This is a genomic window from Nitrosopumilus sp. S6 (assembly GCF_054515815.1).
Genome location: NZ_JBTNRI010000013.1, coordinates 1 through 12,784 on the forward strand (window position 1 = coordinate 1; position 12,784 = coordinate 12,784).

At 35.0% G+C, this 12,784-nt stretch carries 16 protein-coding genes and 1 tRNA gene; 14 read left to right on the plus strand and 3 right to left on the minus strand.

Annotation, left to right across the window (positions count from 1 at the left end):
* The 5 genes from ACX12B_RS08130 to ACX12B_RS08150 all read left to right on the plus strand — a co-directional run.
* Positions 1-792, plus strand: a 792-nt coding sequence (locus ACX12B_RS08130) for a tetratricopeptide repeat protein (RefSeq protein ID WP_459353516.1), incomplete at its 5' end; no start/stop codon positions are given.
* Between the two features lie 74 nt (positions 793-866).
* A complete protein-coding gene (locus ACX12B_RS08135) occupies positions 867-1,190 on the plus strand; it encodes a ribosomal L7Ae/L30e/S12e/Gadd45 family protein (RefSeq protein WP_459353517.1) in 324 nt (107 codons plus the stop codon).
* Between the two features lie 54 nt (positions 1,191-1,244).
* Positions 1,245-1,709, plus strand: coding sequence for a NusA-like transcription termination signal-binding factor (locus tag ACX12B_RS08140; RefSeq protein WP_459353518.1), 465 nt, complete (start codon positions 1,245-1,247; stop codon positions 1,707-1,709).
* A gap of 3 nt (positions 1,710-1,712) precedes the next feature.
* Entirely contained in the window at positions 1,713-2,150 is a 438-nt protein-coding gene (locus ACX12B_RS08145) for a 30S ribosomal protein S12 (protein WP_459353519.1), read from the plus strand.
* Between the two features lie 2 nt (positions 2,151-2,152).
* Positions 2,153-2,752 (plus strand): 30S ribosomal protein S7, encoded by a 600-nt coding sequence (locus tag ACX12B_RS08150; RefSeq protein WP_048069045.1) that lies wholly within the window; start codon positions 2,153-2,155, stop codon positions 2,750-2,752.
* A 21-nt stretch (positions 2,753-2,773) separates the two neighbouring features.
* On the opposite strand, the gene ACX12B_RS08155 is transcribed toward ACX12B_RS08150, so the two are convergent.
* Both ACX12B_RS08155 and ACX12B_RS08160 read right to left on the minus strand, forming a co-directional pair.
* Positions 2,774-2,864: transfer RNA gene (locus ACX12B_RS08155), tRNA-Gln, on the minus strand.
* A 46-nt stretch (positions 2,865-2,910) separates the two neighbouring features.
* Positions 2,911-3,231: a hypothetical protein gene (locus tag ACX12B_RS08160; RefSeq protein ID WP_459353520.1), complete on the minus strand. Its 321-nt coding sequence runs from the start codon at positions 3,229-3,231 to the stop codon at positions 2,911-2,913.
* A 31-nt stretch (positions 3,232-3,262) separates the two neighbouring features.
* Between ACX12B_RS08160 and ACX12B_RS08165 the strand changes: the two genes are divergently transcribed.
* The 3 genes from ACX12B_RS08165 (at position 3,263) to ACX12B_RS08175 (ending at position 5,676) form a co-directional block, all read left to right on the plus strand.
* Positions 3,263-3,967 (plus strand): YkgJ family cysteine cluster protein, encoded by a 705-nt coding sequence (locus tag ACX12B_RS08165; protein ID WP_459353521.1) that lies wholly within the window; start codon positions 3,263-3,265, stop codon positions 3,965-3,967.
* A 79-nt stretch (positions 3,968-4,046) separates the two neighbouring features.
* Positions 4,047-5,030 carry a thrombospondin type 3 repeat-containing protein gene (locus tag ACX12B_RS08170; protein WP_459353522.1) on the plus strand — a complete coding sequence of 328 codons (984 nt, stop codon included), beginning with the start codon at positions 4,047-4,049 and terminating at the stop codon, positions 5,028-5,030.
* A gap of 76 nt (positions 5,031-5,106) precedes the next feature.
* Positions 5,107-5,676, plus strand: coding sequence for a hypothetical protein (locus ACX12B_RS08175; RefSeq protein WP_459353523.1), 570 nt, complete (start codon positions 5,107-5,109; stop codon positions 5,674-5,676).
* An 81-nt stretch (positions 5,677-5,757) separates the two neighbouring features.
* Here ACX12B_RS08175 and ACX12B_RS08180 read toward each other — a convergent pair whose 3' ends face one another.
* Positions 5,758-6,771 (minus strand): NAD(P)/FAD-dependent oxidoreductase, encoded by a 1,014-nt coding sequence (locus ACX12B_RS08180; RefSeq protein WP_459353524.1) that lies wholly within the window; start codon positions 6,769-6,771, stop codon positions 5,758-5,760.
* 301 nt (positions 6,772-7,072) lie between these two features.
* Here ACX12B_RS08180 and ACX12B_RS08185 point away from each other — a divergent pair, with 301 nt between their 5' ends.
* From ACX12B_RS08185 to ACX12B_RS08210, 6 genes are all read left to right on the plus strand, one after another.
* Positions 7,073-7,675, plus strand: coding sequence for a nitroreductase family protein (locus ACX12B_RS08185; RefSeq protein WP_459353525.1), 603 nt, complete (start codon positions 7,073-7,075; stop codon positions 7,673-7,675).
* 50 nt (positions 7,676-7,725) lie between these two features.
* Positions 7,726-8,847 (plus strand): Kazal-type serine protease inhibitor domain-containing protein, encoded by a 1,122-nt coding sequence (locus ACX12B_RS08190; RefSeq protein WP_459353526.1) that lies wholly within the window; start codon positions 7,726-7,728, stop codon positions 8,845-8,847.
* A gap of 136 nt (positions 8,848-8,983) precedes the next feature.
* Positions 8,984-9,238 carry a hypothetical protein gene (locus ACX12B_RS08195; RefSeq protein WP_459353527.1) on the plus strand — a complete coding sequence of 85 codons (255 nt, stop codon included), beginning with the start codon at positions 8,984-8,986 and terminating at the stop codon, positions 9,236-9,238.
* A gap of 395 nt (positions 9,239-9,633) precedes the next feature.
* The gene (locus tag ACX12B_RS08200) at positions 9,634-9,867 is read left to right on the plus strand and encodes a KH domain-containing protein (RefSeq protein ID WP_459353528.1); all 234 of its coding nucleotides are present in this window, start codon (positions 9,634-9,636) and stop codon (positions 9,865-9,867) included.
* 74 nt (positions 9,868-9,941) lie between these two features.
* Positions 9,942-12,581, plus strand: coding sequence for a DEAD/DEAH box helicase (locus ACX12B_RS08205; protein ID WP_459353529.1), 2,640 nt, complete (start codon positions 9,942-9,944; stop codon positions 12,579-12,581).
* 9 nt (positions 12,582-12,590) lie between these two features.
* Complete coding sequence (locus tag ACX12B_RS08210) at positions 12,591-12,770, plus strand: hypothetical protein (protein WP_459353530.1); 180 nt, start codon at positions 12,591-12,593, stop codon at positions 12,768-12,770.
* Positions 12,771-12,784 lie beyond the last annotated feature (14 nt).

A 12,784-nucleotide genomic window follows, 5' to 3' on the forward strand; every position in this document is an offset into this window, starting at 1 on the left:
ACACAAACAACTCAAGACACAACAATAGAATCTGTACAAGAAACAATTGATCAAACAATAATTTCACAAAAAGAAATTACAAATGAAAAATCAGACCCTAAAAAAGAAGCAAAAATTCTTTCAAAAGAAACTAAAACAAAAAATAAGTCAGAAAATATTTTAGAAAATGAAAAACATGATAATCTTTCTGTAGAGGATATTGAACTTGGAAAATTACTAAATCAAATTAATCTTAAATGTGATTCTAGTATTTTTGTTGATACAATTTCTTACTATGATGGTATGGGCCCTGCACTTTACAGATTATGTCAATTTGATAATTCTTTGAATTTTTTTAATGAGTCTCTAGTTGAAAATCCTGATGATATTGAGATTCTTGTCAATAAAGGCTCTACCTTGGGAAAACTTGGATTTGTTTTAGAAGCCATTGCATACTATGATCATGCTATTGCTCTTGATCCTAACTACTTGCCTGCAAAAAATAACAAGGCAAATGCATTAGCAAATCTTGGAAATTTTGATGATGCCATTTTACTTTACAATGAAATTCTAGAAGAGAATCCACATTACTATACTGCAAGAACAAATCTTAACACTGCACTGTCACTAAAACCCGACATTCAAGAAACTCCTAAAGTAATTAGTGTACAAGAATCTGAAACTGAAACTTTATCAAATGAAAAAACCTTGCCTGCAAAAGTAACTCCAATAGAAAATAAAAACAAAAAACAAACTAACTTTTTTGAAGAAATAACTCGTGTATTCTCATCTTTATTTGGTTTTAGTGAGTGATCTTTGTTTTTTGTGTGCGTAATTTTTCCATAAACCTATAAAGCCCTGTTGCGACGATGCTCTTAAGGAAAAACATGAGTAAGATACTTGAAAAATCTTTGAAGGATGCCCGTAAGGAAGGAAAACTAACAATGGGTACAAAACAAGTTTTAAACTCTGTAAAAAATTCCAAGCTAATTGTATTGTCTCAATCTATAGAGAAAGAAATGGTTGAGCAAATTGAATCAGGTGCAAAAAAAGAAAAAATACCTTTAGTAAACTTCCAAGGAACTTCAGTCGCATTGGGTAGATTATGTGGCTTGCAATTTAGAATTTCAACGATTTCATTCACATCAATCGATGACGCAAACATCAAATCAATTTTAAAAGATACAGAAGCTGAGGAAAAAAATGATTAAAGATACTATTGAAAGTTTAAATGAGACATTTTTTGTTTGGAGACATTAAGAATTATGACACAATCAATCAAGCTAACAACGGATCAAATGCGTATGATGTCTTTGTTCCAAAACGTTACAGGTGCAACAGCACGTGATTGTGTCGAAGATGAAAAACAAGATAGAGTGATTTTTGTAGTTAACACAGGAAAGATGGGACTTGCAATTGGTAAAGGTGGAATGCATATCAAATCATTACAAAATATTGTTAAAAGAAATGTTGAACTTGTAGAATTTGACGAGGATCCAGCAAAATTTTTGGCTAATTTGCTTAATTCTAAACTAGTATCTGAAGTAAAAATAAATACACGGGCAGATGGGACAAAACAGGCAATCGTTATGGTGGACCCAAGAAAGAAAGGAATTGTTGTAGGAAGAGAAGGCAGAAATGCTGAGAAGGCAAGAATGCTTGCAAAACGATATTTTGATATTACTAGTGTCTTGATTAACAGTCCTGAAAGACAAACTTTGGAGATGTAGAATATGAGAAAATCACCACTTGGATTATTTGCAGGCAGAGTTCTGACTTCTAAAAAGAAGAAGCAGAGATGGGCAATCTCAACTTACAAGAGAAGAGAATTAGGTATTGATAAAAAAGCAGACCCACTTGGTGGCGCTCCGCAAGCAAGAGGTATTGTTTTAGAAAAAGTTGGGGTTGCAGCAAAACAACCAAACTCTGCAATTAGAAAATGTGTTCGTGTTCAATTAATTAAAAATGGTAAAACAGTTACAGCATTCTTGCCAAGAGACGGTGCAATGAACTTTATTGATGAACACGATGAAGTTCACATTCAAGGAATGGGTGCAACTCAAGGTGGTGCAATGGGTGATATTCCTGGTGTTAGATTCAAAGTATTCAAAGTAAATGGCACTTCACTTCATGAACTAGTAATTGGAAAGAAGGAGAAACCAAGGAGATAGAAATGGCACAAACAAAAAACCTCTTACTCTTTAGAAAATGGGACTTATCTGATATTGAAGTCAAAGACCCAGGTCTTAAAACTGCAATTTCTCTAAGAAAACAAATCTTACCATATACATTTGGTCGCTCTGCACTCAAAAGATTCAACAAAGCAGATGTCAATATTGTTGAAAGACTAATCAACAAGACAATGCACTTTGGTAAAAAATATGCAAAGAACACTGGTAGAATGACCGGAAAGAAAACCAAAGTACTCAATACCGTTAGAACAGCATTTACAATTATCGAACTTAAAACTGGTAAAAATCCAGTAGAGGTACTAGTTAGAGCAGTTGAGAATTCAGCTCCTAACGAGGATACAACTAGAATTGTTTACGGTGGTACTGTTTACCACGTATCAGTTGACGTTGCACCAATTAGAAGAGTTGACTTGGCTTTGAGATTTATTGCTGATGCAATCAAAGAATCAACATTCTCTAACCCAAAACCCATTGAAGAGCACATGGCAGAACAACTAATCTTGGCTGCAGACAACGATCCTAATGCTCCTTCTGTAAAGAAGAAGAACGAGTTAGAAAGAATCGCACAAGCATCAAGATAGAACTTTTAGAAATTATTCCAGTAGCCCGAGGCAGATTCGAACTGCCGTCTCCGCCTATATCCACTTTGTGAGATCCAGAGGGCAGAATCCTTGACCGCTAGACTATCGGGCTACTTGAAAGAAATTTTGAATGTTTAGAATATAATCATTTGTTGTAATTACTTTAGTCTGACTTCTCTAATTGCAGTTGCATAATCACACTCTGCTCTTAGTCGCATGTAAGGAATTAACTTGTAGTGAATGGAGTATAATGTACCTTCTTTGAGTATGATTCCTTTTTGTTGCAGTGATGCTAATCCTCTTGATGGGACATTAATTGATAGATTGTATTGTTGACAAATTTTATCGCGTTTGTCTTGGAATTGTTTTAGAGTAAATGCAACATCGTTTATTTCTAAAATTAGAGGCCAAATTATTTCTGACCAGACAAATCTTCTGTTTTCTGTAGCTGAAGCATACTTGCCTTTTTCACTCAACATTAATAACATCTGCAAATCATGTTATAACTTATTGTCCCAAAAGGAGATTGAAGAGTCACTAGATTTACTGCAAAAAGATTGGGATGTTGATCCAATACTTCGAAACTTTATGCTAGGGAAAATTACTGATGTCTCTGATAGACCAATCAAAGTAAAAGATGTCGTATTTCACGTACCTTATTTGAATTCTGAAAAAAAATTCATTTTGTGGAAATGTTTTTGGCCTGACTGTCACAACTGCTGTGACAGACAAGGAAGACTACCGTTAACTTCAGATGACTTGATTACAATTGGCAAGGGTTTGAAATATCAAAAACCCTCAGAGTTTATCAAAAATGAAACTCTGACAGTAACATATTCTGAACCAGGACCCTCAGGTCAAATGACTACAATGACTACAATTAATCTCAAAAGAAAAACCGATGAGACTGAAGCTGATGATGGTACTCATATATCGTGTAGATTTTTGAATGAAGAAGGAGGCTGTTCTATGCATCCAGACAGACCTGGAGTATGTTACTTGTATCCATTTTCTAGCTGGCTTGAAAACGAGAAAGGAAAGCCACGTGTTCATGCGACATACCAATTTACTGGTGATTGTCCAGGATTTTATTTAGCTGAAGACTTGGAACCCATGAAAGAAGAATTCAAAGAATATTCCAAGATAATTTATGATTATAACATGGCATCAAACAGAACAAACAGAGAAGGATTTGGGTCTGTGAGTTTTAATTAGTATATAGATCTTTTCAAAAAAATATTTTTTTCACATGTTCTCACACACATTTAATTACAATTATTTTTTTAAAAAATTAATGACTTTAACAAGAACAATACAACTATCTATTCTTTTGACAGTTGGTGCTATTCTGTTGACATTGCCCTCTAGTGCAGATGCATTTGTCACTAGCGGCACTGTAACTGGAGGAAGCTCTGCAACTTGTACTGAATCAACTCCTAATTGTGGTGTATTTGTAAAACTCACTCCTACACCATCTAATCCGATAGGATTTGTTGGAGATGATAACCATCAAAGTCACAATTTGTTTGCTTTTGATGAAGGACAAAATCTTGCCAGTAATGGTGAAGTTCAAGTAAATCTTTTACCTAGTGGCGGTTCTGGAATCCTTCAAGATGGAACCTATGCAAGTCATTATGTCTTTTATGATCCTGCAACTGGTAATGATATTCTAGGATGTGTTACTTTTGATTCAGATATTGCAGGAGTAATTACCAAAAGACCTGAACTAATTGCAAGTGATGCATTTCAAGATACAGACACTACAGGTGCTATTTATCTCAGTGATCACTTAAGAGGACTTGAAAATGGACAAGATTTTGTTACAATAACTGATGACAGAACAATTTGTATTGATTTCTATGCAAATAGTCCTGGTGATTATATCAGAGTCTTAACTGGATTTTCTCCACTTGGACAAGATACTGATGATGATGGATTTTTAGACGGCAATGATAATTGTGTTGATGTTTCAAATCCAGATCAATCTGATGTTGACATAGATACATTTGGTGATGTTTGTGACAATGCACCATTAATCTTCAATCCAGATCAAGCAGATGTTGATGCTGATGGAATTGGGGATGTGGTAGATAACTGTCCTGCAACACCTAATACAGATCAAACAGATACTGATGGAGACGGAATTGGTGATGCATGTGATGATACTCCAAATGGAGAAGACAGAAAGAAATCATGTGATGCACTAGAAAAAGCTGAAACCAAAGGTAACGGCAAACACAAAGGAATTCCAAAAGCTAAAGAGAACAATCACTGCTAGAAACTAGCTTTTTCTTTTTTATTTTTTGTAATCTACCTGGAATAACTTTAAGTAAATCTAAGTTTTATTTTTCATATTGAATAAACTACTCATTCCAATTCTAGCAAGTGTTTTAGTTTTAGGAACTCTAGGATTGAGTGAAGTATATGGTCCGACAGAAGAATTGTTTGGAAACTATCACATCATTTCTCAAGGAACAGCATTATGTGAAATAGATGAGCGAATTTGTTGGATTGCAAAAACACACACTAGGAACAACCTTAACGTTGATACAATTGGAAAGGGAATAGTTTCTGGAACTGCAGATGGTGTAATTTACATTCATGGAACTGCAGATGATAATCTTAAATCAAAAACAGGAAAACATGAACCTCCAAAACCATTGAGTCTAGTTTATCATACCATCAGATGGGATTTTGTTTCATCCTCAAATGAACTAACTATGAATGGTGTTGCCACAGCTCCAAACGGGGAAAAATTCAAACTATCTGTTCTTGCAGTTCAGACAGATTCTGTAAAACAACTAGCAATACCTGATTGGTTCTTCAAATACACACTTGTAAGCCATGATAGAACAATTACTGGATTTACAATCGGTACTGGAACTGATATTTTAGAACTAGTCGACAAGTCTGCTGAAAAATAATTTTGCTCAAATAATATTTTGTTAATGTTGGACCTGATGTTAATAACTCTAGATTTAATTCATTACCTTCTTTGTAACTAGTTAGGCTTTAGCTACTTTCATCAAGTCAGCAATTTTAATATCCATACCAAATCTGTCTTCATTCTTTTTCATGTATCTGAAAATAGCGATGAAGTCTGGTAGTGCCTTTAAGAAACTAAAGTCCTTGTGAATTTTTGCTCGAACAAAATTGAAAACTTTGGCATATACTTTGTAGTGTTTTTCAACTGCCTTCTCATATGCTGCAAAGTCATGCATGTTCTCTAAGAATATCTCAACGCATTGCATTGATGGAATAATTCCCTCTCCCAATAATGCATAAACTGTTCCAATTGATTCTCCGACACCTACAACTTTTCCTGAATAGTATGGTTTGCATCTGTCTGGGGTTGCTAATCTGATTGGCCTTCCCTTTGTCTTGATAACTTTACCACCGTGTTTTTTCAAGAACTCATCAGTTGCCTTGATGTGTTGTTTATTGTAATCTCCTGCACCAATATGGGCCCACTTTTCACCTAATGGGAAATACCAGAAATAACCTGACATGCCAGGAAATGGTTCAATGTAAAAGTCATCATATGGAACTCCATTTTCATATTCTACTTTGTATTCGTATGTTGGCAAAAAGAAATCTTCCTTTAATTTTGGCAAGTATACTCTATGAAATCCAGTACAATCAACTATCATGTCGTACTCTTTTTCTAATTCTTCTAGAGTTGGTGGTTTTCCGTAGATAATTTTAGAATCTTTAATGAAATCTTTGATTAATCCAAGTTTGTCATATGTGCACAATCCCTTTAGACCAATGTCAAACTTTACGTCATTGTTCATCTTGACGTGCATATTTTTTCCATCATGAATTAGAAAGTCGTTAAAATCTCTACCAGTCTTTTTACAAAATTCAGAAAGTACTGGTTTGATTGTACCCCAAGCGCAAATAGAATCGTGTCTCTCCTTTGGGTTTAATTCATACCCTGTAACGTCATGTTCAGAGTCTTTTAGTCTGGCTATAAGATAAGAGCCTGCTACACCCATTCCCATTACTGCAATCTTCAAGATGTTTTGTGAATCTCTGCGGTGTAATAAATAGACTATCTGATTTTGTTCAGGTTATTTGCCACTAGTAGAAATTATCAGTACTGGTTAAATATCAAATTCACTTAATCAGATTAAGAAAAGACAAGTCTGTCGTCTGAAAACAATCGTTTCAGGCCTTAAGATGAAATCACTGTCATCAGAGGACTAACCGTTTCTGATCTTAAGTGATAAGAGATGTCATCAAGACGCTTTTGCTCTTGGTCTTAATCTCGATTGTCTTTTCGTTTAATTTATTTTAGATTAATTTTGGATTTATTTCATGGATGTTTTCGAAGCAGTATCAACACGTCGTGCAATCAAAAAATTTGATCCAAATCACAAAATGAGTTCTGATGATGTCAAAAAACTCATGGAACATGTAATATTGTCTCCAACTAGTTACAACCAACAAAACTGGAGATTTGTTTATGTCACTGATCAAGACGTAAAAGAGAAAATTTCAGAAGCTGCTCGTGGACAAGCTCAACCAAAAGATGGCTCACTTGTTGTTGTGCTGTGTGGTGATATGACTGCATGGAAGACTGAGCCATTACGTTACTGGAAGAATCATCCAACAGAAAAACAAGAGTTGGTAAAAGCTAGTCTTGAAAGAAAATATTCTACTGATACACAAGCTCAAAGAGATGAAGCAGTTCGCTCTTGTGGTATGGCAGCTCAAACAATAATGCTTGCAGCAAGAGATATGGGACTTGACTCTTGTCCAATGGTTGGATTTGAATATGATGAGTTGGCTAAAATAATCAATCTCCCAGATAATCATCTAATTGTAATGATGGTTGTAGTTGGTAAAAGAGCAGAAGATGCAGCACAACGTGGAGGTCAGTTACCTTTGGATGCGGTAGCATTTGAAAACTCTTTCTAGTCTTGGGAATCTAGATAATTCTTAATTGAGAGAATCTCAAAATAATGTTGTTGAAATTTTTTCTAATTATTGTAATGGTATTTGCATTGCTAGTTCCAGCAACTGTACTTGCAACCCACATGGGACAACACCATGGTTCTATGATGAATGATATGAATAATCAACATCGCTCCTACATGGGAATGTGTGCTCCAGGGTTTGCTTCTTTGGATGGGCTGTGTGTGTTAGATGATAGATGTGGTTCAGGTGCATATACAGGACGATTATGTATGATGGATGGTGTTATCAAAGAATATCTCAGACCACATCATCAAAAGTTTGCAGGAATTTCTACAGAAAATATCATCTGTCTTGAAGGAAAACAGTTAATGTTCAAACATGATGCGACTCCAGCTTGTTTTAATGAAACCTCTGTTGAAAAGATGAAGAATCGTGGTTGGTATTCTGAAAAACCACCAATTGCATGTACCAAGGAGTATAATCCTGTTTGTGGAGTTGATGGTGTAACTTATGGTAATCTTTGCGGATTAAATGCAGAACACATGGCAATGAAGCATCGTGGTGAATGCTATGTTCCAAAGAAACAACCTGAATTTAGAAACTATTCTACTCCAGGTGACTGTAAAGGATATGCTGAATGTCTATCAGGCTATGTTACAAAGATAATTGATGGTGATACAATTCATGTTGATGGAAAATCAATTAGATTTGCATTGGCATCAGCTCCTGAACTTGATGAGATGAATGGTGTTGAGGCTAGAAATTTTATTCAGACAATATGTCCTGTTGATTCTTTTGTACTAGTTGATGAAGATGACAAGCAGACTGAAGGGAGTCATGGTAGAATGCTTGGTGTCATATACTGTAATGGATTGTCTCTTAATCAAGAATTATTGGATTCAGGATTGGGATATCTGAGTTCCGAGTTTTGTGAAAAATCCGAATTTGAGCATTATTCTTGGGCTCAAAAACATGGATGCCAACATATTCCAGCTTCTACACCTGCACTGGAAGACCAAAACAACTGTGATGCTTCTTATCCTGACTTTTGTATCCCATCTCCTCCTCCGGACTTGAATTGTGTGGATATTGTTTACAAGAAATTTACTGTTCTACCACCTGATCCACACAACTTTGATGGTGACAATGATGGGATTGGTTGTGAATCCTAAACCCTAAATTCTGTGATAAAGTAAATTATTCATTGAGTTACAGAACTGCAGTTTTTTCTAAAAGAGAACTTGGAATCATTATTGGTATATCCACTATGGTCTCCATAGCATTGTATGTGGCATATATCTCCGGACGATGAAACCTATAATTCCATTATCAATCGTAGTTGTAGTTGCAATAATTGTTGGAATAATGGGCAGCTCTAACTATGATGTGTATGTTGCTGAAAGGGACCAGAGAAATCTCCAACTAGCAGTAGATGATTGTAAGAAATTATTCCCACAAGGAATAAAACAAGAAGAGTGTATTACAAAATCTCTTGATGTATTTGGGACTGAATATCAAAAAGAGCAGTGGAGTCAAAGAGACCTTTATTCCATAAACCCTTAATTTGATAATTATTCAAAATTTTGTAACTTGTCTTTTAAAAAAGATACATCTGCACTTAAAGAAGCTTTGAGTGACACTGAATCTAGAATTAAAAAACTTGAGGAACATAAGGAATCTGAAAGCAAAAAATCAGATTTTGATTCGGAAACTCTACGCAGATTGGAAAAAAACCTAGGGAATCTACGCAAAAAACGTACTCTGATCCTATCCGAACTTAAATCTTAAAAAAATATATTCATACTTTAATATGAGTTGGTTTATTACAAATCATGGTAAATCCTAATGGTTGGTACATCTCTATGCATTTTGATAACTTGAATAAAGAATTACTTACTCATGAAGAAGATGAAGATTAATCCAATACGCTTAATTTGAGAAATGTTTTACCTAAAATCATGCCTCTTCACTGCAAAAAATGCGAAGAAAGACGTTATCCTCAGTATAGCGAATCAGACAAGGGAACACTTTGGTTGTGCAACAAATGTCAAAATTACACTGATGCTGAAGATGTGATTATTCGTGAGCAGACCCAAGAAGAAAGAGATGCAGTAAAGGCAAAAGCCGAAGAGTTTGAGAAAACATCAAACTTTCCAGCTGAAAAACTCTCTAGAAGAAAGGGTGTAAACTAGAATCAACATTGATCCCATGTTAATTCGAAAATTATCATATCTTCATTAATGGTATATCTTACAAAAATTTATTCATGAAATTTTGTTCAAAATGTGACACCAAACTTACACAAAACTTTGAAGATGTAGGGGGCCCTGGAATTTGTCCAAAATGTAATCCTGAAATGGTAATTCCAAAGCGCCCTACATATGGAATGAATTATTCTGGAAAAACAAAACCTTGCTCCAAAGGATGTGGAGCTGAAATTTACTGGGATGAAGAATTCAAATCAGATAGTGGGAAGTTTATTCCAATTGACTCTAGAACTGATGAACCACATAACTGTGATGGTCCTACAGAGTCTGAATATTTCCCTGATGAAATAAAACAAATAAAGAAAAAAGAAACTATACAAAAAACTGTCATCCCAATATCTGATGAAATTCTCTATGATGTTTCAAAAATTCCACAATCTCTCATAGATGATGATTTGATAATTCATGAACTAGTTCAGGGTCACAAAGAAGAATCCTTGGGTATTGTTCATTATGAGAATATGGTTTCTCCTGAACCTGAAAAGATATCCATTGTAAGCCTCAATGATGTATTATCTGAGAATATTCTAAAAGGAATTGTAAAGTACGGCTTTACTGGGCTGTTGCCCTTCCAAGAAGAGTCTATTCGTTTGATTTTAGATGGGAAAAACTCTATAATCTCTGCACCAACTGGTTCAGGAAAGACTGAAGCATTTTGCATTCCAATATTAGAAAAAATTTCACAGGAAAAGAAACCTGGAGTCTTTGCTCTTTTTGTATATCCGTTAAACGCCCTAATTGATGACCAAGTTTCAAAAATTTCTAAATTAATTGAAAACTGTGGATTGAAAAATACTGTTGGTGTCTATTCTATTCATGGTGGACAAAGCTCTGAATACAAGGATATGATAATTGCAGATGCTGCAAAAAAATCTTTAATCATTGCAACAAACTTTGATTTTATCAATTACCATCTAATTCTACAAGACAAAAAATGGAATGAATTATTCAAGAATGCAAAGATAATAGTTATGGATGAGGCCCATTCTTACACTAGCTTTCATGGCTCCAATGTGTACCATGTCTTGCAAAGAATGAAGAGATACATGGGAGATGTACAGTTTGTTGGTTCATCAGCTACTTTGGATAATTCTCGAGAATTTTTTTCAAACATGTTTGATTTACCTCTTGAATCATTCTCATTTATCAAAAGTGATACTCGTCGAAAAAGAAACATGCACATGTTATTTGTAATGCCGCGGAAATTTGGACAGAGAACAACAATGGAGATGTTAGCATCAATATGCTACAAGAATCATTCTACACAACTAATCTTTAGCAACTCTCACAATGATGCAGAATTTCTTGCCTCCAATGTAGAATCTGCAAATGATGGAATGAGAATCCAAATTCATCGTGGTGGTTTGGATCAAAATAATCGGAAACTCTATGAATCCCAAATGAAGGGTGGGGAACTAGATGCTTTATCATGTACTCCTACTTTGGAGCTTGGAATTGATATTGGGCATGTTGATGTGGTGATTTCGGCTTTCAAAAATGAGTATGATTCCTTTGTGCAGAGAATTGGGCGTGCAGGAAGAATGGGTCAGAAATCATATGCCATTTGTGTGCTTGACCCTGATGATGCTGCCTGTCATTATTTTGCACGTCACATTGACGAGTATCTGTCTCAAGACCATGTAATTCCAATTAACAAAAAAAATTCTATTATTTCAGACAAGCATGAAGAATCAATTGAGATTGAAGCAGAAGCTGCTGAATCATCAGACAAATCTCAGTTCTTTGATTTTGCAAACAGCGTAAATCTTCGTGGATCATCCGGTGAGATTGCAATTTATTTGAATTCTAAAAAGATTGGAACTCGTGGTGTCCCTGTTGGGTATTATCAGTTACATCAAAACGCAATTTATCATTTCAACAAACAAAACTATGAGGTAATCTCTTTGAGAAAATCTCAAAACGGTGCTAGAGCATATCTAAAAAAATCATATGAAGGCCAAAAGAGAACAATCCCTATAGTTCGTACATCAATACTGCAGACATCAGAACGAAATGCAACTCACAAAGAAATATCATTGAAAAATAGAAAGTTGTTGTTGCGTTATGGAATAATTGAACTAAGTAGAACCATCACAGGATATCTAAAAGGAAACTACAATGATTCAACTGAAAACTTTCAGACCTTTAGTGGCAGTACAGTTCCATCATGGAGGAACTTTAACTGGAAGTCAAAGCATTCTTGTGTCAGTATTACCATTCCGCCTGAATTTGTGTTATCCTCCAATGATTCATCAAAAAGCCAGATTGCAACTGATTCTAGAATACATACCATTTGTCATGTCTTAATTAATGCTGCAAAAATTATCACAAAATCTGAATCAAATGATATTGACGTATACTATGAGAACGGAATAATCTATCTCTATGATAATTCTTCAGATGGCTTTAATGGGTGCAGTAAGATAATCTATGAGGATTTTGATAAGGTGTTGTCTACTTGCTATTCGCTTTTGAGTGATTGTGATTGTCCAGTTGATTCAAAGCAGAAAAAGGTAGTTGCAGAAGGTGAAAAGTGGGGCGGATGTCCAAAATGCACATTTACCAATAATTACTGCCAGACCAAAAACAAGGAACTATCCAAAAAAGATGCAATAGATTTTTTTGCTGTATTTGTTTAGTGATTAATCATGGGATTCAAGGATCTGTTTGTAGGTGGTAATGATGGAAATGTTCCAATCAAGGTAAAGTGTAGTGGTTGTGAACGAATCACCGTAGTCAAAATTCCATCTGATAAGGACTTTGCAAAATGGAATGAAAAGTCAAGTTGCGGCCAATGTGGTGCTACTAATTGCTGGCAAAAACTCTGATTTTATAAAAATAA